We start from the raw sequence: 24,249 nt of genomic DNA, 5'->3' as shown, positions 1-24,249 counted from the left end.
AAGCGTGAAGGTGAAGACCCAACAAGAATGTTTGCAGGTGAAGGTGGCCCCGAAAGAACCAACAGGCGTTTTCACTATGTAAGCGTGGGGCAACCTGCAAAGCGCCTCAGCACTGCATTTGACAGTGTTACCTTATATGGCGAAGATCCCGGTCACAGGCCCGATATTTATGGCAAAGTAGGAAACAGCGGCGTAAGCATTGCCACCGTTGATGATGCAAAAAAACTATACAGTGGTTTTGATTTGTGCGATGCTAAAACATCTGTAAGCATGACCATCAACGGCCCTGCACCCATACTGCTGGCATTTTTTATGAACGCCGCCATTGACCAACAGTGCGAAAAATATATTATTGAGCATAATTTAAAAGAAGAAGTAAACAGTAAAATTGAATCTTTATATGCTGTAGAAACACTTCCCAAATATGTAGGTACCGATGGTAAAGAAGTTATACCTGTAAAAGGAAATTTGCAAGGCTCTTTGCCCGAAGGTAATGATGGACTTGGATTACGACTGCTTGGCTTAAGCGGCAAAGATGTTTTGCCGGCCGATGTGTATGAAACAATAAAAGCAAAAGCCCTTGCAACCGTACGTGGTACAGTGCAGGCCGATATTTTAAAAGAAGACCAGGCGCAGAATACTTGTATTTTTTCGACCGAGTTTGCGCTTAAGCTGATGGGTGATGTGCAGGAATATTTTATAAATAACACCGTACAAAATTTTTACAGTGTAAGCATCAGCGGTTATCATATTGCAGAAGCCGGCGCCAACCCTATTACACAATTAGCTTTCACTCTATCAAACGGTTTCACTTATGTAGAATATTATTTAAGCCGGGGCATGAAGATTGATGATTTTGCACCCAACCTATCTTTTTTCTTCAGCAATGGTATGGACCCCGAGTACAGTGTGATAGGCCGTGTTGCCCGTCGTATATGGGCCAAAGCCATGAAAAATAAATACAAGGCCAACAGCCGTTCGCAAAAATTAAAATACCATATCCAAACATCGGGCCGCAGCCTGCATGCACAGGAAATAGATTTTAACGACATACGCACCACCTTGCAGGCGCTGATCGCGATCTACGACAACTGCAACAGCCTGCACACCAACGCCTTCGACGAGGCCATCACCACGCCGACGGAAGACTCGGTGCGCCGCGCGATGGCGATCCAGCTCATCATCAACCGCGAGTGGGGCCTGGCCAAGAACGAGAACCCCAACCAGGGCGCCTTCATCATCGACGAGCTCACCGAGCTGGTCGAGGAAGCCGTGCTGCAGGAGTTCGAGAAGATCGCCGAACGCGGCGGCGTGCTCGGTGCGATGGAGACGGGCTACCAGCGCGGCAAGATCCAGGACGAGTCCATGCACTACGAAATGCTCAAGCACACGGGCGAGTACCCGATCGTGGGCGTGAACACCTTCCGCAACCCGCATGGCGACCTCACGCCCGAGACGCTGGAGCTCGCGCGCTCGACCGACGACGAGAAGCAGAGCCAGCTGCAGCGGCTGGCCGACTTCCACGCGCGCCACGCCCACGAATCACCCGCCATGCTGCAGCGCCTGCGCCAGGCGGTGATCGAGAACGGCAACGTGTTCGAGGTGCTGATGGACGCGGTGCGCGTGTGCTCGCTCGGTCAGATCACGAACGCGCTGTTCGAGGTGGGCGGGCAGTACCGCCGCAACATGTGAGGCCCGGCCCGGGCCTCACACCGGCTGCGGCAGGGGCAAGTTGAGCAACAGGTTCTGTGGCTTGAGCTTGAGCAGGCCGTCGGCCGCCATCGCCAGGCCCAGGTAGACCGGCTTGCCACGCACGTCGGCGCGCATGTCCATGGGATCGGTGAACGTCAACCGGAACAGGCTGATCAGGCGGCGCTGCCGTTCGGGATCCACCTCGTTGCCCAGGTAGAGGTCGTTGAGCAGCGCGGTCGACGCCACATCCAGCCCCACATGCCAGCGCCACGACGGGTCCTCCACCCGCGCCTCGGGCTGGATCTTCACGGCCACGCCATGGAAATGGCGCACCCACTTCTCCAGCACCGACGCCAACGCCTTGAGGCCCGAGCGGGAGCGCGCCATGGTGAGCGTGAGGCCGTGCGGCAATTCGTTCTGGATCTCGTGCGTGAGGTCGAGCACGAAGTTGAAACGACCTGGCCCCACGCGGCTGTGCAGGTAACGCGGCGCGTTGTCGTCGCCCAGCACCTCGATCTGCGTGGCCGGCAAGGCCGCACCACCCTGCACGAGCAGGCGCCCCAATTCGCCCAGCCCGCCGGTTTCATTGAGCAGGTCCAGCACCTCGCTGTCGCCGCTGAGCACGCGGCCGTCCTGCACGCTTACGCGCTGGCGGCGAAACAGCATCTCGGCCGCGCGCCAGACCCAGGCATCGGTCTCGTCTTCCAGCAGGCGGCACACCAGGGCCTGCACCATCAGGTCGAGGAACAGCGGCGGGATCTGAATGGCACCAGCCTGGAAGAAACCGGCGTAGGCGGCCTCGAGCGAGCCGGCGGCGATCACCGCGTCCCGGAAACCCAGGAACAGCCGGTGGTTGGCGCGGGCGTCCTCGTCCTCGATGGCATCGAGCTCGGCCGGCGCGACGGGGCGCGTGGGCACGGCCATCAACGCGCCGTGCAGCGCCTGTTCGGCGGCACAGGACGCTTCCACCAGCGCCAGTTCCGGGCGCTGCAGCCAGAGCCGCCAGTAAGCGTCAGAGGGGGTCAGCCAGCCGCGCGCAGTGCGCGCGAGCAATTCATGGCCGCAGGACGACCAGATAGGAAGGGAAGAGGCGTCGGACATGAAGAAAACCCGCTGTGCGCCACAAGCGCATCGCGGGTTGGAAGTCGCAGGGTGAACGCATTGTCGTTCACCTGCGGTGGCGCTGCTGCCCGCCGGGGTCAGGGCGCGGCTTGCAGGGCACCGGCCTTGCGGCTGCCGGAGATCACCCGCGACGCGTAGGGCGCGGGCGCATCGCGCGTGTAGGTCGCGTCGGGCACGCCCGCCAGGCCGATCAGGGCCTGCAGCGTCGCGTTGGGCCAGAAGTTCGGGCTACCGATGCTGCTGGCGCCGGGAATATTGGCGGCCACCGAACTCACGTTGTTGGACTGCGTGACACCGCCGGCGTAGCCGGTGATCGCCGTCTGGTTGCCCGTGCCCGCGAACAGGTTGGCCGTGAGCGTGACCGACGAGGTGCCGCTGGCGATGGCCAGGAAGGCACCCCCCGAGCGGGTGACGGCCACGGTGTTGTGCACCGCCTCGAAGGTGTTGGTCGGGTTCGACAGGCCTTCTGCTCCATAGGAGATCGCGTTGGGGTTGCTCGCCTGCGGGCCCTTGTGGAACAGGTTGCCCCTCAGGTACACGCGGCCGCCGTTGGGAAAATCGGCCAGGTAGCTCGACGTGCCCGTGGGCCCGTCCATGAAGTAGCTGTTCTGGATGATGGACTCGCGCGCCCGGCTCTTGAGGTTGTGGCCGACCTTGGCCTCGTGGAAGTAGCTCGAATTCACCGTCAGCCGATCGATCTGGTTGACGTAAATGTTGTGCGTGTAGCCATCGCCCAGGCCGTTGCGCGCGAACTCCGAGCTCTCGATCGTGATCGTGGCCGAGCCGGCGTTGGCCAGGATGCCGTTCTGGTTGTCGTAGAAGCCGCTGTTGAGGATGCGAAGGTCGCCCGTGTGCTCGGCGCGGATGCCGGCGCCGTTCTGGTCAGGCACGGTCGTGTCGCGGAACTCGATGTTGTCGATGGTGATGTTCGCGCCCGACACCACCCACAGGCCCTTGCCCCGGGCGTTGTTGCCGTTGGCGAAGAGGCGCGCCTTGCCGCCCACGCCGCAGATGGTCAGGTTGTTGACCGTCCAGGAAGCCACGTCGCCCCGGTAGTCGCCGCCATCGATCTTGATCACATCGCCCGCCTGCGCCACCGCCGCCGCCGCGCTGGGCACGGCATAAGTCCGGCCGGGGCCCACCTGGAGCACGCGGCCCGGCGCGCTGTTGCACGCGGCACCGGCCGACTGGGGCGGCGCTGGCGAGGGCGTGGGGCTGCCTCCCGACGAGCCTCCCCCGCCCGACGACCCGCCTCCACCATCCCCACCGCCGCCGCCGCAGGCGCTCAAGGCCGTGGCCAGCAACAGCGTCAGGCCGAAAACCACGAGAGAAGAAGATGGGCGAGCGGCAGCTGCGGCGCTCTGGGTCGGAGTGGAAAGATGGTTCAAGATAGGCAACGGCATGGGACAACGGACGCCGGCCAGCTTGGCCATTCGACCGCGTTCGGAGGAAGGGGGCCGGATCCATCGAAGACAAAGGTGCGGGGTGGAGTATCGCCGCTCGGCGCCCCTGCCCCGCGCATGGACCGGGAGAACGGTCGCCAGTGTGGCCGCTGACGCCGCGTCGCCTGCCACAGAACGTGTCTTTCTGTAACCCGACGCCGACCTCTTCCCTCGGGCGCCCCTCAGGACGGCGATTCGCCCGTAACAGCTCATACGCTTTGATGCATGAAAAAGGCCCGCGCGAGGCGGGCCTGGGTCACGGGACGGACGGGGCTCAGGGTGCGGACTGCAGTGCACCGACCTTGCGGCTGCCCGAGATCGCACGCAGGACGTACGGTGCGGGCGCATCGCGGGTGTAGCTCGCATCAGGCACCACCGACAGGGCAATCAGGGACTGCAGCGTCGCGTTGGGCCAGAAGTTCGGCGTGGTGACGTTGGACGCGCCCGGGATGTTGCTGGCCACCGAGGTCACATTGTTCGCCTGCACCGCGCTGGCGGCGGCGTACCCGCCGGTGATCAGCGCCGGGCTGCCCGTGCCGGCGAACAGGTTGGCCGTGAGCTTGACCGAGCTGGTGCCGCTGGCGATCGCCAGGAAGGCCCCGCCCGAGCGGGTGATAACCACCGTGTTGTGCACCGCTTCGAAAGTGTTGCTCGGGTTGGACAAGCCTTCGGCGCCGTAGGAGATGGCGTTGGGGTTGTCCGCGTTCGGGCCCTTGTGGAACATATTGCCCTTGAGGACCACCTTGCCGCCGTTGGGGAAATCGGCCAGGTAGCTCGACGTGCCGGTCGTGCCGTCCATGAAGTAGCTGTTCTCGATCACCGACTCCTTCGCGCGGCTCTTGAAGTTGTGGCCGATCTTGGCTTCGTGGAAGAAGCTGGACGTCACCGCAATGCGGTTGATCTGGTTCACGTAGATGTTGTGCGTGTAGCCGTCGCCCCGACCATTGCGCCCGAACTCCGAGCGGTCGATGGTGATGGTGGTCGCGCCGGCCGCCGCGAGGATGCCGTTCTCGTTGTCAAAGAAGCCGCTGTTGCGCACCGTCAGGTTGACGCCGGGCTCCACGCGGATGCCGGCGCCATTCTGGTCGGGCACGGTCGCGTTGCGGAACTCGATGCTGTCGATCGTGATATTGGGGCTGGAGACCACCCACAGGCCCTTGCCTTGCACGTTGCTTCCATCGGCAAACAGGCGGGCCTTGCCACCCACGCCGCAGATGGTGAGGTTGCTGGCCCTCCAGGTGGCCGCATCACCACGGTAGTCGCCCGCAGCGATCTTGATCACGTCACCGGCCTGCGCCACGGCGGCTGCGGCACTCGGCACGCTGTAGGTCTTGCCTGGCCCCACCTGCAGCACGCGGCCGGTGGCGGTGTCGCACGCCGTGCCCGAGGGTGCGGGTGCGGGTGCTGGTGCGGGTGCTGGTGCTGGTGCTGGTGCTGGTGCTGGTGCTGGTGCTGGTGCCGGTGCCGGTGCTGGTGCTGGTGCTGGTGCCGGTGCCGGTGCCGGTGCCGGTGCTGGTGCTGGTGCTGGTGCCGGTGCCGGTGCCGGTGCTGGTGCTGGTGCGGCAGCGGCCATCACCTGACAGGTCTTGGCCGCGCCCTTGGCCGGGTCGGAGCCGAAGTAGTAGCTGGTGCACAGGCCGCCCGTGCGGACCGTCTTGTAGGCCCAGCGCGTGCCGGTGCCAAAGCGCACGTTCTTCGTGCCGGAGACCCGGAAGATCTGGCCTTCGTTGGCGACCTTGGTCCAGGTCGCCGAGGTGCTCTGGGCCTGCGCCGGGGCGGCGGCCACCATGGAGAACATGACCGCGCAGGCGGCCAGCACACCGGCGTGCGACGCCGGACGGGAGAAGGAATCGATATGGGACATGAGATGAATCACCTGAGAGCGGAAGGAAGAAGGGCTGCCACCTGAGCACGGGGCCTCCGTGCTCGCCTGCCTGGCGGCCCGGTGGATTAGGGGGAGGCCTGCAATGCACCCACCTTGCGGCTGCCGGAGATCGCCCGCGACGCGTAGGGCGTGGGCGCATCGCGCGTGTAGGTCGCGTCGGGTACGCCCGCCAGGCCGATCAGGGCCTGCAGCGTCGCGTTGGGCCAGAAGTTCGGGCTGCCGATGCTGCTGGCGCCGGGGATGTTGGCGGCCACGGAGGTCACGTTGTTCGACTGCGCCGCGTTGCCCGCGGCGTAGCCCCCCGTGATCAGGGTCTGGTTGCCCGTGCCCGCGAACAGGTTGGCCGTGAGCGTGACCGACGAGGTGCCGCTGGCGATGGCCAGGAAAGCACCGCCCGAGCGGGTGACGGCCACGGTGTTGTGCACCGCCTCGAAGGTGTTGGTCGGGTTCGACAGGCCTTCTGCCCCGTAGGAGATCGCGTTGGGGTTGCTCGCCTGCGGGCCCTTGTGGAACAGGTTGCCCCTCAGGTACACGCGGCCGCCGTTGGGAAAATCGGCCAGGTAGCTTGACGTGCCCGTGGGCCCGTCCATGAAGTAGCTGTTCTGGATGATGGACTCGCGCGCCCGGCTCTTGAGGTTGTGGCCGACCTTGGCCTCGTGGAAGTAGCTCGAATTCACCGTCAGCCGATCGATCTGGTTGACGTAAATGTTGTGCGTGTAGCCATCGCCCAGGCCGTTGCGCGCGAACTCCGAGCTCTCGATCGTGATCGTGGCCGAGCCGGCGTTGGCCAGGATGCCGTTCTGGTTGTCGTAGAAGCCGCTGTTGAGGATGCGCAGGTCGCCCGTGTGCTCGGCGCGGATGCCGGCGCCGTTCTGGTCAGGCACGGTCGTGTCGCGGAACTCGATGTTGTCGATGGTGATGTTCGCGCCCGACACCACCCACAGGCCCTTGCCCCGGGCGTTGTTGCCGTTGGCGAAGAGGCGCGCCTTGCCGCCCACGCCGCAGATGGTCAGGTTGTTGACCGTCCAGGAAGCCACGTCGCCCCGGTAGTCGCCTGCGGCGATCTTGATCACGTCGCCCGCCTGCGCCGCCGCCGCCGCCGCGCTCGGCACGCTGTAGGTCTTGCCCGGACCGACCTGCAGCACGCGGCCGGTGGCGGCGTCGCACGCCGTGGCCGCCGGTGCAGGTGCAGGTGCAGGTGCAGGCGCCGGGGCCGGAGCGGGGCTCGGTGCTGGCGAAGGCGCTGGCGACGGCGAGGGCCTGGGTGCTGGCGAAGGCGCCGGGCTGGGCGCCGGCACGCCCGCGACCGGCTCGCTGGCCGTGCCGCCGCCGGCCGCCGTGCTTCCACCGCCACCACCACCACCGCAGGCGGTGAGCGTGGCCGCGAACAGCACGGCCAGCGCGGGCAGCGACTTGCGGGCCGCAAGGCCATCCATCCAGGGTGTCGGGGTCGGAATCGGAGTCGGGTTCATTTCAGCGGCACAAAACAGCTTGACGCTCGCTCGAGGGCGGCGGCAGGGGCGATCGGAAAAGGGTTCCAGGTCACACTGCGTTGCAGTGTCGAACAGGCGAGGAACGTGAGATAAATCACCACGATGGGCGGAGACCCGCTCAGCGCGAACGGAGTATCAGCTTCCCAACGGCCGCGAGTCCGGCACGAAAGGTGTGGGTTGGTAACAAAATTCCGCTGCCCCGACCGGGGTGCCCGGTGCGCGATGGGCACCCCAAGTCCGCTGCGTGGCAGGCGGCTGGTAACACGGCATACGTTTTGAAACCGGGCCGGGGACGGTCACACTCGGTATCCCCTCCCTCAAAATACCGCCATGCAAAAAGACATCAGCCTCATCGGGGTGCCGACCGACATCGGCGCCGGCGCTCGCGGTGCCTCCATGGGCCCCGAGGCCTTGCGTGTCGCGGGCCTGGCCACGGTGCTCATGGGCCAGGGCCTGAGCGTGGCCGATCGCGGCAACGTGGGCGGTCCCGCCAACCCCTGGCTCCCACCCACCGACGGTTACCGGCACCTCGGCGAGGTGGTGGCCTGGAACCAGGCGCTGCACGAGGCCGTGCACGCCGAGCTCGCGCTGGGCCGGCTGCCCATCGTGCTCGGTGGCGACCATTGCCTGGGCCTGGGCTCGATCAGCGCGGTGGCACGCCACTGCCGCGAGCAGCGCAAGAAGCTGCGCGTGCTCTGGCTCGACGCCCACGCGGACTTCAACACCGCCGCCCTCACGCCCAGCGGCAACATCCACGGCATGCCCGTGGCCCTGCTCTGCGGCATGGGGCCGCCCGAACTCACCGGCATCGGAGGCACCACGCCGGCCATCGACGCCAGCATGGTGCGGCAGATCGGCATCCGCAGCGTGGACGCGGGCGAGAAGCGCCTGGTGCACCAGGCCGGCCTGGAGGTCTTCGACATGCGCTACATCGACGAGATGGGCATGCGCCACACGATGGAACAGGCGCTGATGGGCGTGGACGAGCAGACCCACCTGCATGTCAGCTTCGACGTGGACTTCCTCGACCCGGAGATCGCGCCCGGGGTGGGCACCACCGTGCTCGGCGGCCCGACCTACCGCGAGGCGCAGCTGTGCATGGAGATGATTGCGGACACCGGCCGACTGGCTTCGCTCGACGTGATGGAACTCAACCCCGCGCTCGATGTGCGCAACCGCACCGCCGAGCTGGCGGTGGACCTGATCGAAAGCCTGTTCGGCAAGTCCACGCTGATGCGGAAAAACTAAAGTTGTAATCGAGTTACAACCAAAGGCTGCCCCACGCGGGCAGCGAACGCTCAGCTCTTGCCGACCAGTTCCAGGTGCTCGACCACGGGCGGCTGGGCGAAGAATGGCCCGACGATGGCGCGCCACTGGGCAAAGGCATCGGAGCCCCGGAAGGCCACGGTGTGGTCTTCCAGCGTTTCCCAGTAAATCATCAGCAGGTAACGCCCCGGCGTCTCGATGCTGCGGTTGACCTTGTAGCCCTTGAAGCCCTTGGCGTGGGCAATGACGGTGGCCACGCCACGAAGAATGGCTTCTTCAAAGGCGGAGCTCTTCTGGGGGTCGATGCGGATGTCTGCGTGCTCGAGAATCATCTTGATGGTCCTGGTGGGGAGAGGTGAGGGATCGGTCGTGACGGATCATATCGACCGCTTTCTCCGCCATCATGATCACCGGGGCATTGGTGTTGCCGCCGACCACGCTGGGCATCACCGACGCGTCCACCACGCGCAGGCCGGCCACGCCGTGCACGCGCAACCTCGCGTCCACCACGTCCCGCCCGCCCGGGGCGCCATGCGGTCCCATGCGGCAGGTGCCGACGGGGTGGTAAATGGTGTCGGCGTGGTTCCGGATGAACTGCTCGATCTGCGCATCGCTCTGCGCCTGGGCCGACGAAGCCGACTCCGTGCCGCCATGGCGCGTGAGCGCGGGTTGCTGCAGCAACGCCCTCATGCGCTTGAAGCCCAGCACCAGCCGGGCGGTGTCGTCCGCGTCCTGCAGGAACGCCGGATCGATCAGCGGTGCGGCCTGCGGATCGGCGCTGGCCAGCCGCAGGCTGCCCCGGCTGCGGGGGCGCAGCAGGCACACATGGCACGAGTAGCCGTGGCCGAACACCGTCTTGCGGCCATGGTCCACCAACTTGCCGACCACGAAGTGCAGCTGCAGGTCGGGAATCGGCTCCTCGGGCGAACTCTTGATGAAGCCCCCCGCTTCCGCGAAGTTGGTGGTCAGCATCCCGCTGCGCTGGCCACGCCATTCGAAGATGCCGCGCACCACCCGCGCCACGCCGGTGAGCGAAAGGCCGAACAGGTCCTTGACCTTTGGCGCGTTGACCACCATCACCACGTCCACGTGGTCGTGCAGGTTCTGGCCCACGCCCGGCAGATCGTGCACCGGGGTGATGCCGTGTTCGCGCAGGTGCGCGGCCTCGCCGATGCCCGAGAGCATGAGCAACTGTGGCGAGCCGAAGGCGCCCGCGCTCAGCACCACCTCGCCGCCCTCCTTCAGCCGCAGGATCTGCAGCGGGCCGCGTCCACCGTTGCCCCGGTATTCCACGCCCGCGGCGCGCACCGTGCCGTCGTGCTCGGTGTCGGTCACCACGCGGGTGGTGAGCGCGTTCGTGATCACCTGCAGGTTGGGCCGCCCCAGGTGCGGCGTGAGGTAGGCCTTGGCCGCGCTGTGGCGCTCGCCGTTCTTGTGCGTCACCTGGTAGACGCCAACGCCCTCCTGCTCCGGGCCGTTGAAGTCGGTGTTGATCGGGTAACCCGCCTGCGCGCCAGCCTGGACGAACGCGGGCAGGAAGGCGTTGGGGCTGCGCAGGTCCATCACGTTGAGCGGGCCGCCCTGGCCGTGCCACGCGTCGGCGCCGCGCTCGTTGTGCTCGGCGCGCTTGAAGTACGGCAGCACCTCGTTGAACGACCAGCCCGGGTTGCCCTGCGCGGCCCAGCCGTCGTAGTCGCTGGCGTGGCCGCGCGCGTAGATCATGGCGTTGACCGAACTCGATCCGCCCAGCACCTTGCCGCGCGGCTGGTAACCCCGCCGGCCGTTCAACCCGGGCTGGGGCACGGTCTGCAGGCCCCAGTTGGCCTGGCCGTTCTTGGCCAGCAGGGCCAGGCCCGCGGGGCAATGGATCAGCACGCTGCTGTCGGCTGGGCCGGCCTCGAGCAGGGCCACCCGCGTGTGGGGGTCTTCGCTGAGGCGGGAGGCCAGCACGCAGCCGGCCGATCCGCCGCCAACGATGATGTAGTCGAACATGGTGTCTCCGGGGTGGTCAGCGCTGTGCAAGGCGTGCGCGACAATCAACGGTCAAGGTAGCACAGGGCCTCGCGCCCGGTTAGGCAGCACCGCCTAGGAAAGACACGCCGGCGACGCCGGGTTTTCACGGATTTTTGAACAGGAGCAGCGTCTTCATGAACAGCATCAACACCGTCGGCATCATCGGCTCGGGCACCATGGGCAACGGCATTGCACAGGCCTGCGCCACGCGCGGCATCCGAGTGGTGATGGTCGACATCGCTCAGGCCGCGGTCGACAAGGGCCTGGCCACGGTCGCGGGCAGCCTGGACCGGCTGATCAAGAAAGAGAAGATCACCGCCGCGGACAAAGACCAGGCGCTCGCCCTGATCAAGGGCTCGACGAACTACGAAGACCTCAAGGGCGCGCAGCTCGTGATCGAAGCCGCCACCGAGAACGAAGGCCTGAAGATCAAGATCCTGCAGCAGCTCGACGGCCTGCTCGCGCCCGAGGTGATCGTGGCCACCAACACCAGCTCCATCAGCATCACCAAGCTGGCCGCCGCCACCCAGCGGCCCGACCGCTTCATCGGCATGCATTTCTTCAACCCCGTGCCCATGATGGCGCTGGTGGAGATCATCCGCGGCCTGCAGACCAGCGACGCCACGCACGACGCGGTGAAGGCGCTGGCCGAGGCCCTGGGCAAGTCGCCCATCACGGTGAAGAACGCACCGGGCTTCGTCGTCAACCGCATTCTCGTGCCCATGATCAACGAGGCCTTCTTCGTGCTGGCCGAAGGCATCGCGACGGCCGAAGACATCGACGCCGGCATGAAGCTCGGCACCAACCAGCCCATCGGCCCGCTGGCCCTGGCCGACATGATCGGCCTGGACGTGTGCCTGGCCGTGATGAACGTCTACATGGCCGAATTCAACGACAGCAAGTACCGCCCTGCGCCGCTGCTCAAGGAAATGGTGGCCGCCGGCTACCTGGGCCGCAAGACCGGTCGCGGCGTCTACACCTACTGAGCATCACCCGGGGGTTGCCCAGCGCAGCGGCAGGGCGCCCTGCACCCGCCGCGCGTGGGTCACCTGCATGCGCAGCAGGCGCACGCTGCCGTCCCACACCACCTGGGCCTGCACCGCGAGGTACAGCAGGTCGCCCCGGTCGAAGTCCACGAACAGCAGACCGGCCTTGGGGTGCAGGGCGATGTTGCCCAGCGTGTTGAAGAAGTGGTTGCCCATGTAGTCGGGCACGGTCAGCACCTCGCCATCGACCTTCACGAACCCCGGCGGGCCGCCCCGGTGCGACACGTCCACCCCATGGCTGCGCTCACCCCCCGCGACGGCCTGGGGATGGGCGGTGGCAATGAAGAAGGTGTCGGCGGCGCGGACCATGGCGCGCGCATCCTCGTCCAGGCCAGGCCCCTCGAAAGCGAGCCGCCCCGCCGGCGCCTGCGGCACCCACGCCGCTTCGCGCGGCTGAATGTACTTCGGGCAATTGCCAAAGCTCTGGCCCACCTCCACCGTGAAACCATCGCCCTGCAGCGATGCGGTGCCGTTCATGCGGTTGCGCCGGCGCGTGTGCGGCTCGATGCCCAGCAGGCCCAGCGGCGCGCCCTCGCGCAGCGTCGCATTCAGCGGGTCGTGCGGCAGGGGCCGGGCGCGGATGTGCAGGTGCCTGGCATCGGGCGATTGCAGGAAACCTGGGGCGCCCGCCAGCACGCTGGCCCAGGGCTGGCCCTGCGCGTCCACGCTGCCCACCAGCAAGAAGGGGAGCAGGGCAAAGAACTCGCGGTGCTGGTCGGGCATGTGGTCGCGCAACACGCGCGGGCCGATCTGCGCCATCTGCGCCTGCACACCGGCACGCACCTGCATCGCCTGCTCGCCCGCATGGAAGGAAGGGGTCATGGGTCGCTCCTGAAGAGGAAAGACGCCATCTTCTTTCTTGCAACCACATTCACAAATACCCCTGCACGCACAAGACTGCTCCATAAATCGGTTTAATGCCGCATGGACAAGTTCCGCGCCATGACCACCTTCGTGCAGATCGCCGACGCCGGCAGTCTCACGGCGGCGGCCTGGGCGCTGGGCACCTCGCTGCCGGCCGTGGTGCGCTCGCTCGCCGCCTACGAGGCCGACCTGGGTGTGCGCCTGTTCAACCGCACCACGCGCCGCATCTCGCTCACCGAGGAGGGCCGGCGCCACCTCGAGAGCTGCCGCCAGTTGCTGGCGGCGGTGGACGACGCCGAGGCCGCGCTCAAGAACGATGCGGGCGAACCCGCCGGCCAGCTCACCATCACCGCCCCGGTGCTGTTCGGCCAGATGCACGTGGCCCCCGTCGTCACGCGCTTCGTGCAGCGCCACCCCCAGGTGCACTGCCGCGTGATGCTCATGGACCGGGTGGTGAACCTGCTGGAAGAAGGTGTCGACGTGGGCATCCGCATCGCGCACCTGGAAGACTCCAGCCTGGTCGCGCTGCCGCTGGGCGAGATCCGCCGCGTGATCGTGGCCAGCCCGGCCTTCCTGCGAGAACACGGCCTGCCACGGCACCCCAACGACCTGCTCAAGGCCAACTGCGTGCGGCTGGTGGGGCACGCGCCCCACTGGGGGCGCTTCCAGGACGGCCACAAGACCTTCAAACTCACCGTCGGTGGCAACCTGGAGTTCAATCACATTGCCCCGGCGGTGCAGGCCTGCGCGGACGGCGCGGGTTTCGGCCAGTTCCTCTCGTACCAGGTGGCCCCGCTGCTGCAATCGGGCGCGCTGCAGACCGTGCTGGACGATTTTGTGGACGCGCCGCGCCCGATCCACGTCGTGTATCCCCACGCCCGCCTGCTGCCCGCGCGCACGCGCGCTTTCATCGATTTCATTCGCCAGGAACTCAAGGGCTTCGAGCCCGGACAACACGCACCATGAGCACATCCACTTTCGACTTTGACCTTTTCGTGATCGGCGGCGGCAGCGGCGGCGTGCGCGCCGCCCGCATGGCCGCGCAGCGCGGCGCGCGCGTGGCGCTGGCCGAAATGCTGGGCACCGACGGCCTGGGCGGCACCTGCGTGAACGTGGGCTGCATCCCGAAGAAGCTCTACAGCTACGCGGCGCATTACGGGGAGGCTTTCGAGGAGTCGCACGGCTTTGGCTGGGAGCTGGAAGAACAACCCCGTTTCAACTGGGCCACGCTCAAGGCCCGGCGCGCCAGGGAGATCAGCCGGCTCAATGGCATCTACGGCAACCTGCTGACCGGCTCGGGCGTGACCGTGTTCGACGCCTTCGCGCGCATCGACGGCCCGCAGGCCGTGGCACTCAAGCCCAACGGCGAGGCCGGCGAGAAGCGCTTCACGGCGAAACACATCCTCATCGCCACCGGCGGGCGGCCCAGCGTGCCCGAGATCGAGGGCCGCGAGCACGTCATCGACTCCAACGCCATCTTCGACCTCGAGCCCTTCCCCCAGCGCCTGCTCATCGTGGGCGGCGGCTACATCGCCAGCGAGTTCGCATCCATCTTCAACGGCCTGGGTTCGAAAGTGACGCAGCTGTACCGGGGCGAGCAGATCCTGCGCGGCTTCGACGACGAGATCCGCCACTTCGTCGCCAACGAGATGACCAAGGCCGGCGTGGACCTGCGGCTCGGCGCCGACGTGGCCACCATCGCCAAGACCGACGACGGCCTGCGGGTGGCGCTCAAGGGCGGCGGCGAGGTGATGGCCGATGCCGTGCTGTACGCCACCGGCCGCGTGCCCACGGTGGGCGGACTGGGCCTGGAGGCGGTGGGCGTGGCCCAGGGCAAGAACGGCGAGGTGATCGTCGACGAGCACTACCGGACCAGCGTGCCCTCCATCTTGGCCGTCGGCGACGTCACCAACCGCATCCAGCTCACGCCCGTGGCCCTGGGTGAGGCCATGGTGGTGGTGGACCAGCTCTTCGGACCGGCCGCCGGCAAGCCGCCGCGCAGCATGGCCTACGACTTCATTCCCACCGCCGTCTTCACCCACCCCAGCATCGGCACCGTGGGCCTGAGCGAGGCCGATGCGCGCAAGCAGCATGGCGAGGTGACCATCTTCCGCAGCGAGTTCAAGGCGCTCAAGCACACGCTCTCGGGCAGCACCGAGCGCACGCTGATGAAGCTGGTGGTGGACACGAAGAGCGACCGCGTGGTGGGTCTGCACATGGTGGGCGCCGAGGCGGGCGAGATCGTGCAGGGCTTCGCGGTGGCGCTCAAGGCCGGCGCGACCAAGGCGGTGTTCGACAGCACCATCGGCATCCACCCCACGGCGGCGGAAGAGTTCGTGACCATGCGCGAACCGGTCAAACCAGCCTGAGCGGGCTCAGCGCAGCGCGACCAGCAGCGCCATGCACACGGCGGTGTGCGCCAGCAACCCGGGCACCAGCCACGTGGCGTAGCGAACCCCGCCGCTCAAGGCGGCGGTGACGCTCTTGCTCAAGGCGTGCACCCCCAGCGCCAGCATCACCGCCCAGGGCACGCCGCCCGCAGGCGGCCCGCTGGAGGCGAAGACCGCCGCCAACGCCGAGTGCAGGTCCAGCAGCGCCGCAAGCAGGGTGCCGGCCAGCATGCCGGCCTCGCCCAGCCAGAGGTCCAGCGCATGCACCAGAACCTGGATGCCGGCCAGCAAGGCCGCAATGGCCGTGGCACCCCACAGGCTGAACATCCGGTCGCCTTGCGCCGCCCCCGGCCCCTCGGTATGGGGTGACGAGCCCATCGTGCTGCCCAGCGCCACGGGCGCCCCGCGCACCAGCCACGCCCCCCACACCACGGCCAGCAGCGCCGCGCCCAGCGTCGGCAACCACAAGATGGAGAGCCAGGCCGGACGGACCGCCGCGGCCACCATCAGCATCTGCAGCAAGGTCGCCACGCACGACAGCAAACCGCCCCCGGCCATCAGGCGCGCCTCTTCACCCGATTGGCGCGCGCTCATGCCCAGCGTGGCGATGGTCGCCGTGCTCGACACGAAGCCCGAGGCGAAAGCCGAAAACGCCACCGCATGCCGCGCCTGCAACAGCCGCCGGCACAGATGGGCCAGCGACTGCACCGCCAGCAGCAGCGCCAGCAGTTGCACAAGCGTGGCCGGGTTGAGCACCGGCCCCCACAAAGGCCGGTCCGGCATCAGCGGCAGCGCCACCAGCACCAGCGCGGCCAGCGCAATGCCGTCGCGGATCTCCGCCGGGCGCAGCCATTCATTCACGAAACGGTGCAGCCGCTCTCGCGCGGCCAGCAGCGCCGTCAGGCCCGCGGCCAGGGCGGCCGCCAGCGGCAGCTGCCAGACACACACCACGCCGATCACGTAGGTCAGCAACAGCGCCACCTCGGTGGTCACGCCGGGGTCATCGGAGCGGTCGCGCGCGTACGCCACCACCCCCAGCGCCGCCACGAACGCCGCGCCAATCGGCACCAGCCCGGGCTGCGGCAGCAGCGCGGCCGCCGCCCCGCTCACGCACACCAGCGCGAAGGTGCGCAAGCCGGCGAACGCCCGCTTGGGGCCCTGACCCTTGCGGCGCTCGCGCTCGACACCAATCAGCAACCCGCAGCCCAGCGCGGCGGCCAGGGCGGCGGCGGCGTGGGTCCAATCGGGCGGGGCGAGGGGCAGCATGGGTTTTCCTTTCAGTTTCCGCATTCCTGCGGTGCCAGGCAACGGCGCGCCACAATAACGCATGCAAAAAACACCCGCCTACACCGCACCACTCGTCTTCAAGGACCCCGCCGAGGCGCTGGCCCAGGTGCAGCGCATCTACCACGACAGCGTCGAGTTCCTGCGCCAGGCCATGCGCGACTTCGTCGCCGGCGGCGATTTCAGCCACACCCATGTGCGCGCCTGCTATCCCTACGTGCGGCTGCACACCCACAGCGTGCTGCGCCAGAACGTGGTCAACCAGCCGCCGAGCCACCTGAGCTACGGCTTCGTGGCCGGCCCCGGGCGCTACGAAACCACCCTCACCCGCCCCGACCTCTACAGCGACTACTACCTGGAGCAGTTCCGACTGCTGCTGGCCAACCACGGCGGTGAGCTGGAGGTGGGCACCAGCACGCAGCCCATTCCCATCCACTTCTCGTTCGCCGAACACGACCACGTGGAAGGCAGCATGGACGTGATGCGCCGCGCGCTCATGCGCGACGTGTTCGACCTGCCCGACCTCACTGCCATGGACGACGGCATCGCCAACGGCACGCACGAACCCCGCGCGGGCGAGGCGCACCCGCTCTCGCTGTTCACCGCACCCCGGGTGGACTACTCGCTGCAGCGCCTGCGCCACTACACCGGCACCGCGCCCGAGTGGTTCCAGAACTTCGTGCTGTTCACCAACTACCAGTTCTACATCGACGAATTCATCAAACTCGGCCACGCCGAGATGGCCGACCCCGACAGCGAGTACGTGGCCTTCGTCGAACCCGGCAACGTGGTGATGCGCCGCACCGGCCTGGCCGCCGAGGACGGCGACGAACTCGGCCACGCCCCGCCGCGCCTGCCACAAATGCCCGGCTACCACCTGCTGCGCGAAGACCGCAGCGGCATCACCATGGTCAACATCGGTGTGGGCCCGGCCAACGCCAAGACCATCACCGACCACATCGCCGTGCTGCGCCCGCACGCCTGGCTCATGCTCGGCCACTGCGCCGGCCTGCGCACCAGCCAGCAGCTGGGCGACTACGTGCTGGCCCACGCCTACGTGCGCGAAGACCACGTGCTGGACGAAGAACTCCCGCTGTGGGTGCCCATTCCTGCGCTGGCGGAAATCCAGCTCGCGCTCGAAGCCGCCGTGGCCGACGTGACCGGCGTGCCCCCTGCGGAGCTCAAGCGCATCATGCGCACCGGCACCGTGGCCAGCACCGACAACCGCAACTGGGAACTGCTGCCCGACAACATGCCCCAGCGCCGCTTCTCGCAATCGCGCGCGGTGGCGCTGGACATGGAGTCCGCCACCATCGCCGCCAATGGCTTTCGCTTCCGCGTGCCCTACGGCACCCTGCTGTGCGTGAGCGACAAACCCCTGCACGGCGAGATCAAGCTGCCCGGCATGGCCAACCACTTCTACCGCGAGCGCGTGGACCAGCACCTGCGCATCGGCATCCGCGCCATCGACATCCTGCGCGAAGGCGGCACCGAGCAGCTGCACAGCCGCAAGCTGCGCAGCTTCGCGGAAGTCGCGTTCCAGTAAAGCAGGGCCGCTCAGCCCCGGCCCGCGCGCACCAGCTCCAGGGTTTCCCGGCGGCTGGTGCTGCCCAGCCGCTCCAGCGTGAAGCGAACGACGCGCATCAGGTCCGGCGAGTACCACACCGTTCCCTGGTAGCGGATGGTCGCGACCGCGACGCGGTGGTCCGGCAGGCGGGAGGTCCACCCGCGCACATCGATGCGCACCGCGTTGTATTCGCTCTCGCCCAGGCGGATCGCCTGAGGGGGAGACGCCACCGCCGTGACGTCGAACGTCGTGGTGCCGCCCCCCTTCGTGGTCGAGAACTGGAAGGACTGCACCCCGCTGAGCACCTTCCCGCCCGGCGCCCAGCCGCCCGGTGGTGTCACCAGATCGAGCTCCAGCAGCGCGGCCGACGACGAATCCAGCACAAGGCCGGTTTCGTCCTCCACCCGGCTGCCGCCGTTGAAAACGACCCGGCTGCCGTCCACGCGATCCACCTTCAGGCTGACCGTGCTCTTGAGCTGTGTCTGCGAGTCCGTCACGACATAGTCGAACCAGTCGCCCGCCCGCCGCTGGGACGTCGGCGGCACGGCCGCGGAAGACCCGGCCACAGGCGCGGGCGGCAACCGGGCGGTGTGGGCGGCGGCACGCTGCTCCAGCAATTCGCGCCCCCGCCCGGGCAGCTCGGTGACGCGGTGCGCCGGCACGGCCAGGTTGATGTTCTGCGCCTCGCGCCGCATCAGCGTGGTGATGCCGATCAACCGCCCTTCGGCATCGAACAGGCCCCCTCCGCTGGAGCCGGGCGAAATGGGCGCGGTGGTCTGGATGAACAGCAGTTCACCCTGGTCGTCGCGGCGCAGGCCGGAGATCAGGCCGTCGCTCAACGTGGCCTCCAGGCCCTGGGGGGTGCCGATGGCATAGACACGCGCACCCACCCGCAAGGCATCTCGCGGCGCCAGCTCGACCGCCGGCGCCTGGAAGTTGTCCACCTGGATCTGGCAGAGATCGTGTTCCGGGTCGGGAAACTCCAGCCTGCCGCCAAAGCTGACGTTGCTCTTGACCACCTGGAAGCGCGTCATGCGCGCCAGCACATGGCAGTTGGTGACCAGGCGACCCGGCCCGATCACCACCGCACTGCCCTGGGACTGGTTGCGCGCCTGCGCATCGGTGGCCACCACCGTCCAGACGCTGGGCGCCAGCTTGGCGAACAGGGCGTCGGGCTCCAACGCCGATGCGCAAGCGCTTGCGGCGACCCCCGCCACCAGGACAACGGCGCGCCAGCTCATCGTGCGGCTCCAGCAGACGGGGGTGGCAGCAAGGCCTCCAGGTCGGCCATCGTCACGCGCGCCCGGGCCTTGGGGCTGGCCGCCGCCGGTGGGGAGGCGCCTGCGGCTGGCGCGGGCGCCAGGCCGGGCGAGCCGGCCGGCAACGACCCGACGCCGGTGTACCGAAGGGGCGAGAGCTCCGACAAGGCCAGCGCTTCGGGCTGCAAGTTCAGCTGGATACGGCCGACCAGCACACCGAACGTGATGCTGGACGCGACATACATCGTCTGGCCAGGTTCGATGTCGAATTCCAGGCGCGCCTCGTTCTCGGTCTGTGAGGTCGCCAGATGGCGGCCCGGGTGCGTGTCCACGTAGAAAAAGCCGCCAGGCTGGGACTTGCCCACGCGCTGGCCGTCCAGCAGGATCTCGGGCTGCATGGCCGCACCGAACATCGAATCGGTGCGGTAGAAGAAAACCCGGCAGGCCTTGTCCGTCAAAGGCGGCAGCGCGCTGGACACCGCCCCATAGCTGTGGCCGCTCGCGGCACACCCCGACAACAGCGCTGCGGCCAACAAGGCCAGTGCGACCGCCCAGCCACGAACTCCACCCATCGTTGCCCCCATTGCATCAATGGAGCAATGCTAACCGTTTGTAACAAAGCGAATCCTGGGGCTTTCACCAGCCCAGGGGGTCCCGGTGGTGCGTGCGGGGTGGGCCGATTCCGGATTAAGCTGCGCCGACGCCCTTCAGGACACCCCATGGCCACCACCCGACGCAAATTCATCCTCGGCACCCTCGCCGCCAGCGGCGCACTGGTGCTGGGCTGGTCCGTGCTGCCGCCGCGCCAGCGGCTCACCACCGCCCAGCCGCTGCCCGTGGGGGCGAACGAGGCCGCTCTGAATGGCTGGGTGAAGATTGATGCGGATGGCAGCGTCACCGTGATGCTGGCCAAGAGCGAGATGGGCCAGGGTGTGGCCACCTCGCTGTGCATGCTGCTGGCCGACGAGCTGGACGCCGACTGGTCGCGCGTGCGCTTCGAGGCCTCGCCCATCGACAAGATTTACAACAACATCGCCACCGTGGTGGACGGCCTGCCGGTGCACCCGGACAGCGAGAGCCGGGTGCTGGACGCGGCGCGCTGGATGGCGGCCAAGGCCATGCGTGAGATCGGCGTGATGATGACCGGCGGCTCTTCGAGCGTGAAAGACCTGTGGCTGCCGATGCGCGAGGCCGGGGCATCGGCGCGCGAGATGCTGGTGAACGCGGCAGCCCGGCAGTGGAACACCGATCCCGCCCATTGCCGCACCGGGAACGGCGAGGTGCTCGGCCCGGCCGGGCAGCGCGCGGGCTACGGCAGCCTGGCCGGCGCGGCCGCGCAGCAGCGCCTGCCGCGCTCGCCCACGCTCAAGACGCCCGCACAGTTCAATCTGATTGGCCGCCCGACGAACCGCATCGAGGCCGCGAGCAAGGCCGATGGCAGTGCGCGCTTCGGCATCGACGCCCGGCCCGAGGGCCTGCTGCACGCAAGCGTGCAGATGTGCCGCACCCTGCGCGGGCGCGCCGTCCGGTTCGACGCGGCCGCCGCCCAGGCCATGCCGGGCGTGCGCACCGTGGTTTCGTTCGAGCCCAGCCACGGCGGCACCGGCGGCGTGGCCGTGATTGCCGACCACCCCTGGCGCGCCAAGCAGGCGGCCGAGGCCCTGAAGATCGAATGGGACGCGGGCGAGCTCGCGGACTTCCACAGCGCCGCCGCCATCGAGCAACTGGCCCGCACACTGGACACCGAGAAGGGTTTCGCCTTCTTCACCGAAGGCGACGTGGACGCGGCCCTGGCCGGCGCGGTGCGCACCATCGAGGCGGAGTACCGCGCGCCCTACCTCGCGCACGCCACCATGGAGCCGATGAACTGCACGGTGCGCTTCGACGGCGACCGCGCCACGGTCTGGGTGTCGACCCAGGTGCCGGGCCTGGCGCGCAAGGCCGCGGCCGACGCGCTGGGCCTGCCCGCCGAGGCGGTGACGGTTCACGTGCTGCTGCTCGGCGGCGGTTTCGGCCGGCGGCTGGAGGTGGACTTCATCGCCCAGGCCGCCACCATCGCCAAGGCCGTGCCTGGCGCGCCGGTGCAGACGATGTGGTCGCGCGAGCAGGACCTGCGCCACGACATCTACCGCCCGGCTTGCGTCTCGCGCTTCAAGGCCGGCTTCGATGCCCAGGGGCAACTGGTGGCCTGGCAGAACACCAGCGCGGGCCAGGCCATCGTGCCGCAGGCGCTGGGCCGCCTGTTCGGCCTGCCCGGCGGCGGGCCGGACAAGACCACGTCCGAGGGCGCGTTCGACCAGCCCTACGAATGGCCGGCCGCGCGCATCGCACACGCCGCCGTCGCCCTGCCCTTGCAGGTGGGTTTCTGGCGCTCGGTGGGCCATTCGCACCAGGCCTTCTTCAAGGAGAGCTTCATCGACGAGGCCGCGCACGCCGTCGGCACCGACCCGCTGGCGTTTCGCGAACGCCTGCTGCAGCGCCACCCCCGGCACCTCGCGGTGCTGCAGGCAGCGGCCAAGGCCGGCGGCTGGGGCACGGCCTCGGCGCCCGCACCCGATGGCGCAAAGACCGCGCGCGGCCTCGCGTTGCACGAGTCCTTTGGCAGCATCGTGGCGCAGGTGGCCGAGGTGTCCGTGGGCGCCGACAAGTCGATCCGGGTGCACCGCGTGTGGTGCGCGATCGACTGCGGCACGGCGGTCAACCCGGCCGGCATCGTGCAGCAGATGGAGAGCGCCATCGTCTACGGGCTCTCGGCGGCTTTGTATGGCGAGGTGAACATCGTCAACGGCCAGGTGCAGGCCAGCAACTTCCACGACCAGCCGGTGCTGCGCTTTCCCGAGATGCCGATGGTCGAGGTGCTGGTCTTGCCCAGCAGCGCGCCGCCCGAAGGGGTGGGCGAGCCGGGCCTGCCGCCGATCGCGCCCGCGGTGGCCAACGCCCTGTTCGCGCTCACGGGCCAGCGCCCGCGCAGCCTGCCGCTCAGGTCAGCTTGACCGCGCGCCCGATGTAGAGGATCGGCCCGGTCGGGCGGCCGGTGGGCGAGCCGTTGTAGGGCTCCAGCGTGATCTCGAACAGCTGGTTGGGCACCAGCGGCGGCAGCTGGTCGAGCTTGACTTCCAGCGGCTGGCCCGGCTGCACCAGGCCCAGCGAGACCGGGGCGTTCCAGTCGTCGGCCTTGGTCCAGAACTGCAGCGAGCGCTGCTCGGGCACGGCCGTGGTGCCCAGCGGCACCAGGCGCAAGCTGCCGCTCCCGCTGGTCTGCACCACCCAGCCCGGGGCCGTGCCATTGGGTGCGACCAGCACCACCATGTAGCGGGGCGCGGCGGGGGCGAACAGGCCGGTGGCGGGCAGCAGCGCGACCACCGAGGCCGCCACGAAACCGGTGGCGGCCACCGCGCGCCAGAAGCCCAGGCTGCTCCACCAGGTCTGCCACGCACTGGCCCGGGCCGGTGCGCGCGGGGGAGCAATGGCGCGTTCGATCCGCGTCCACAGCGCCGGGGAAGGCTCTACCGCCTCGACCAGCGCGGTCAGCGGCAGCAGGCGGCCCTCCCACCCATCGACGGCGTCGCGCAAGGCGGCATCGTTGGGCAAGCGGGCCTGCACCTCGCGCCGCTGAGCGGCCGAGAGCGTGCCCAGCACGTAGGCCGCGGCCAGTTCGTCGATGGGGTCGTGTGCCGTCATGCCAGGCACTCCCGCAACGAGGCCAGCCCCCGGCGGATCCAGGCTTTGACCGAGCCCAGCGGCGCGCCGAGGCGCTCGGCGATCTCGCCGTGGCTGCAGCCGTCGAGGTAGGCGTAGAGCACACAGTTGCGCTTGGGCGTGTCCAGGCGCGCCAGGCAGTCGTCGAGCCGGCCAAGGTCGGCGCGCAGCGCGAAGGCCTCGGCCATGTCGGGCGCGGCGGGCGGGTCTTCGGCCTGCAGCGCGTCCATTTGCGACTCGTCGGCCGAGACGGTGCGCGCGCCCGCGCGCACGGCATCCAGCGCGCGGTGGCGCACGATGCCGTACATCCACCCCCGGCCCGCACCGCGGCGGGCATCGAAGGTGGCGGCGCGGGTCCAGATGTTCATGAATGCGTCGTGCAAGACGTCCTCGGCGGTGGCGCGGTCGCGCACGATGCGCAGCGCCACCCCCATCAGGTAACGGCCTTCGTGCTCGTACAGGCGGCGCAGGGCCGCACGATCGCCCCGCGCACAGGCGGCCAGGGCGGCATCGTGGTCGAAAGCGTCGGGGTCGGATGGAGGCAAGGGCGGTCGGGCTCGGAAGGCGCAAGAGCCTCGGCGCGGGCGCGCGCCGGGGGGACTGCCGGCCATCCTAGCCGATCGGCGAGGCCGGCGGGGCCGCAAGGCCCCCGCCGGCCTCGCACCATCAGGACGCTTTGTAGAAGATGTAGTCGGCCTGGTACTGCACGACCTGCTTGGCGCCCACATTGGCGGCACCGCAGGCGGAGGACGGCGCCACGCCGCCCTTGGTGGCCACGCGCTGGGTGTAGGTCACGCCGCTCATGGCACCCATGCCCATGGCCGGGTTGGCCTTCACGAGCTGCAGCGGGATGTTGCCGTCGCCGTTGGGCGCCACGGCCAGCTGCGTGGCGGTGAACTTGGAACCGTCCATGGCTTCCCAGGTGGCGGGCGGGCCGTAGTACTTGCCGACCTGCTTGCCGCTGCGGTCCAGCAGCTTGGCGTCGGGGCCGCCGAACACCCATTCGAACTGGCCGGCCATGTTGGCCTTGGGCTTGCATTCGTAGGTGATCTGGCCGACGCCCACGGTTTCCATGGCGACCTTGTGGCCGGCAGGCACCTTCACGGCATCGGGCAGGCTGGCCTGCGAATACATCATGGCGGGCGCGCCCATGTTGGAAGCGCAGGCGGTCATGGCGAGCACGGCGGCCGCGGCCAGGGTGGATTTGAACAGCATGGCAAAACTCCT

The 24,249-nt window shown here is 68.2% G+C and carries 20 protein-coding genes; 7 read left to right on the top strand and 13 right to left on the bottom strand.

What is annotated here, in order from left to right; genetic code table 11:
- Window positions 1–1,692: methylmalonyl-CoA mutase family protein (locus tag KIT86_RS12270; protein WP_297398706.1), on the top strand; the 1,692-nt coding region annotated here is incomplete at its 5' end.
- A 15-nt stretch (window positions 1,693–1,707) separates the two neighbouring features.
- Here the strand turns inward: KIT86_RS12270 and KIT86_RS12265 are convergent.
- From KIT86_RS12265 to KIT86_RS12250, 4 genes are all read right to left on the bottom strand, one after another.
- The gene (locus KIT86_RS12265; RefSeq protein WP_297398704.1) at window positions 1,708–2,793 is read right to left on the bottom strand and encodes a DUF6352 family protein; all 1,086 of its coding nucleotides are present in this window, start codon (window positions 2,791–2,793) and stop codon (window positions 1,708–1,710) included.
- Between the two features lie 98 nt (window positions 2,794–2,891).
- A complete protein-coding gene (locus KIT86_RS12260; RefSeq protein ID WP_297398702.1) occupies window positions 2,892–4,139 on the bottom strand; it encodes a right-handed parallel beta-helix repeat-containing protein in 1,248 nt (415 codons plus the stop codon).
- Between the two features lie 391 nt (window positions 4,140–4,530).
- Window positions 4,531–6,120 (bottom strand): right-handed parallel beta-helix repeat-containing protein, encoded by a 1,590-nt coding sequence (locus tag KIT86_RS12255; RefSeq protein WP_297398700.1) that lies wholly within the window; start codon window positions 6,118–6,120, stop codon window positions 4,531–4,533.
- An 86-nt stretch (window positions 6,121–6,206) separates the two neighbouring features.
- A complete protein-coding gene (locus KIT86_RS12250) occupies window positions 6,207–7,577 on the bottom strand; it encodes a right-handed parallel beta-helix repeat-containing protein (RefSeq protein ID WP_297398698.1) in 1,371 nt (456 codons plus the stop codon).
- Window positions 7,578–7,964: 387 nt separating this feature from the next.
- Here KIT86_RS12250 and rocF point away from each other — a divergent pair, with 387 nt between their 5' ends.
- Window positions 7,965–8,882: an arginase gene (gene rocF / locus KIT86_RS12245; RefSeq protein ID WP_297398696.1), complete on the top strand. Its 918-nt coding sequence runs from the start codon at window positions 7,965–7,967 to the stop codon at window positions 8,880–8,882.
- A gap of 50 nt (window positions 8,883–8,932) precedes the next feature.
- Here the strand turns inward: rocF and KIT86_RS12240 are convergent, their stop codons facing one another.
- Entirely contained in the window at window positions 8,933–9,232 is a 300-nt protein-coding gene (locus KIT86_RS12240) for an antibiotic biosynthesis monooxygenase (protein ID WP_297398694.1), read from the bottom strand.
- Window positions 9,177–10,892, bottom strand: a complete 1,716-nt coding sequence (locus KIT86_RS12235; RefSeq protein ID WP_297398692.1) for a choline dehydrogenase — start codon at window positions 10,890–10,892, stop codon at window positions 9,177–9,179. The genes KIT86_RS12240 and KIT86_RS12235 overlap by 56 nt, the downstream gene beginning before the upstream one ends.
- A gap of 155 nt (window positions 10,893–11,047) precedes the next feature.
- Between KIT86_RS12235 and KIT86_RS12230 the strand changes: the two genes are divergently transcribed.
- Entirely contained in the window at window positions 11,048–11,899 is an 852-nt protein-coding gene (locus KIT86_RS12230; RefSeq protein ID WP_297398690.1) for a 3-hydroxybutyryl-CoA dehydrogenase, read from the top strand.
- Window positions 11,900–11,902: 3 nt separating this feature from the next.
- On the opposite strand, the gene KIT86_RS12225 is transcribed toward KIT86_RS12230, so the two are convergent.
- Window positions 11,903–12,781, bottom strand: a complete 879-nt coding sequence (locus KIT86_RS12225) for a pyridoxamine 5'-phosphate oxidase family protein (RefSeq protein WP_297398688.1) — start codon at window positions 12,779–12,781, stop codon at window positions 11,903–11,905.
- 102 nt (window positions 12,782–12,883) lie between these two features.
- Between KIT86_RS12225 and KIT86_RS12220 the strand changes: the two genes are divergently transcribed.
- Both KIT86_RS12220 and gorA read left to right on the top strand, forming a co-directional pair.
- Window positions 12,884–13,789: a LysR family transcriptional regulator gene (locus KIT86_RS12220; protein ID WP_297398685.1), complete on the top strand. Its 906-nt coding sequence runs from the start codon at window positions 12,884–12,886 to the stop codon at window positions 13,787–13,789.
- A complete protein-coding gene (gorA, locus tag KIT86_RS12215) occupies window positions 13,786–15,192 on the top strand; it encodes a glutathione-disulfide reductase (RefSeq protein ID WP_297398683.1) in 1,407 nt (468 codons plus the stop codon). The genes KIT86_RS12220 and gorA overlap by 4 nt, the downstream gene beginning before the upstream one ends.
- A 6-nt stretch (window positions 15,193–15,198) precedes the next feature.
- Here the strand turns inward: gorA and KIT86_RS12210 are convergent, their stop codons facing one another.
- Window positions 15,199–16,479, bottom strand: a complete 1,281-nt coding sequence (locus KIT86_RS12210; protein WP_297398681.1) for a DUF4010 domain-containing protein — start codon at window positions 16,477–16,479, stop codon at window positions 15,199–15,201.
- Window positions 16,480–16,540: 61 nt separating this feature from the next.
- Here KIT86_RS12210 and KIT86_RS12205 point away from each other — a divergent pair, with 61 nt between their 5' ends.
- Window positions 16,541–18,043, top strand: coding sequence for an AMP nucleosidase (locus KIT86_RS12205; RefSeq protein ID WP_297398679.1), 1,503 nt, complete (start codon window positions 16,541–16,543; stop codon window positions 18,041–18,043).
- A gap of 11 nt (window positions 18,044–18,054) precedes the next feature.
- On the opposite strand, the gene KIT86_RS12200 is transcribed toward KIT86_RS12205, so the two are convergent.
- Together KIT86_RS12200 and KIT86_RS12195 are read right to left on the bottom strand one after the other, a co-directional pair.
- Entirely contained in the window at window positions 18,055–19,305 is a 1,251-nt protein-coding gene (locus KIT86_RS12200; RefSeq protein WP_297398677.1) for a serine protease, read from the bottom strand.
- Window positions 19,302–19,895, bottom strand: a complete 594-nt coding sequence (locus tag KIT86_RS12195; RefSeq protein WP_297398676.1) for a DUF2846 domain-containing protein — start codon at window positions 19,893–19,895, stop codon at window positions 19,302–19,304. Before KIT86_RS12195 ends, KIT86_RS12200 begins: the two co-directional genes overlap by 4 nt.
- A 147-nt stretch (window positions 19,896–20,042) precedes the next feature.
- Between KIT86_RS12195 and KIT86_RS12190 the strand changes: the two genes are divergently transcribed.
- On the top strand, window positions 20,043–22,316 hold the full coding sequence (locus KIT86_RS12190) for a xanthine dehydrogenase family protein molybdopterin-binding subunit (RefSeq protein ID WP_297398674.1): 2,274 nt from the start codon (window positions 20,043–20,045) through the stop codon (window positions 22,314–22,316).
- Here KIT86_RS12190 and KIT86_RS12185 read toward each other — a convergent pair.
- The 3 genes from KIT86_RS12185 to KIT86_RS12175 form a co-directional block, all read right to left on the bottom strand.
- Window positions 22,303–23,004, bottom strand: a complete 702-nt coding sequence (locus KIT86_RS12185) for an anti-sigma factor (protein WP_297398672.1) — start codon at window positions 23,002–23,004, stop codon at window positions 22,303–22,305. The two genes, KIT86_RS12190 and KIT86_RS12185, sit on opposite strands and share 14 nt — an antisense overlap.
- Complete coding sequence (locus tag KIT86_RS12180; protein ID WP_297398670.1) at window positions 23,001–23,567, bottom strand: sigma-70 family RNA polymerase sigma factor; 567 nt, start codon at window positions 23,565–23,567, stop codon at window positions 23,001–23,003. Before KIT86_RS12180 ends, KIT86_RS12185 begins: the two co-directional genes overlap by 4 nt.
- Before the next feature lie 121 nt (window positions 23,568–23,688).
- Window positions 23,689–24,237: a DUF3455 domain-containing protein gene (locus KIT86_RS12175; protein WP_297398668.1), complete on the bottom strand. Its 549-nt coding sequence runs from the start codon at window positions 24,235–24,237 to the stop codon at window positions 23,689–23,691.
- Between the last annotated feature and the right edge of the window lie 12 nt (window positions 24,238–24,249).

Origin of the sequence: Hydrogenophaga sp., from assembly GCF_026125825.1 — a bacterium.
GTDB lineage: Bacteria > Pseudomonadota > Gammaproteobacteria > Burkholderiales > Burkholderiaceae_C > Hydrogenophaga.
This window is presented reverse-complemented; position numbering and strand designations above follow the sequence as displayed.

Coding starts and splice junctions, on each gene's coding strand:
- KIT86_RS12220 (WP_297398685.1), top strand. CDS start 12,884: ATGGACAAGTTCCGCGCCATGACCACCTTCGTGCAGATCGCCGACGCC.
- KIT86_RS12190 (WP_297398674.1), top strand. CDS start 20,043: ATGGCCACCACCCGACGCAAATTCATCCTCGGCACCCTCGCCGCCAGC.
- KIT86_RS12250 (WP_297398698.1), bottom strand. CDS start 7,577: ATGGATGGCCTTGCGGCCCGCAAGTCGCTGCCCGCGCTGGCCGTGCTG.
- KIT86_RS12210 (WP_297398681.1), bottom strand. CDS start 16,479: ATGCTGCCCCTCGCCCCGCCCGATTGGACCCACGCCGCCGCCGCCCTG.
- KIT86_RS12200 (WP_297398677.1), bottom strand. CDS start 19,305: ATGAGCTGGCGCGCCGTTGTCCTGGTGGCGGGGGTCGCCGCAAGCGCT.
- KIT86_RS12225 (WP_297398688.1), bottom strand. CDS start 12,781: ATGACCCCTTCCTTCCATGCGGGCGAGCAGGCGATGCAGGTGCGTGCC.
- rocF (WP_297398696.1), top strand. CDS start 7,965: ATGCAAAAAGACATCAGCCTCATCGGGGTGCCGACCGACATCGGCGCC.
- KIT86_RS12265 (WP_297398704.1), bottom strand. CDS start 2,793: ATGTCCGACGCCTCTTCCCTTCCTATCTGGTCGTCCTGCGGCCATGAA.
- KIT86_RS12255 (WP_297398700.1), bottom strand. CDS start 6,120: ATGTCCCATATCGATTCCTTCTCCCGTCCGGCGTCGCACGCCGGTGTG.
- KIT86_RS12230 (WP_297398690.1), top strand. CDS start 11,048: ATGAACAGCATCAACACCGTCGGCATCATCGGCTCGGGCACCATGGGC.
- gorA (WP_297398683.1), top strand. CDS start 13,786: ATGAGCACATCCACTTTCGACTTTGACCTTTTCGTGATCGGCGGCGGC.
- KIT86_RS12175 (WP_297398668.1), bottom strand. CDS start 24,237: ATGCTGTTCAAATCCACCCTGGCCGCGGCCGCCGTGCTCGCCATGACC.
- KIT86_RS12195 (WP_297398676.1), bottom strand. CDS start 19,895: ATGGGTGGAGTTCGTGGCTGGGCGGTCGCACTGGCCTTGTTGGCCGCA.
- KIT86_RS12205 (WP_297398679.1), top strand. CDS start 16,541: ATGCAAAAAACACCCGCCTACACCGCACCACTCGTCTTCAAGGACCCC.
- KIT86_RS12185 (WP_297398672.1), bottom strand. CDS start 23,004: ATGACGGCACACGACCCCATCGACGAACTGGCCGCGGCCTACGTGCTG.
- KIT86_RS12240 (WP_297398694.1), bottom strand. CDS start 9,232: ATGATTCTCGAGCACGCAGACATCCGCATCGACCCCCAGAAGAGCTCC.
- KIT86_RS12235 (WP_297398692.1), bottom strand. CDS start 10,892: ATGTTCGACTACATCATCGTTGGCGGCGGATCGGCCGGCTGCGTGCTG.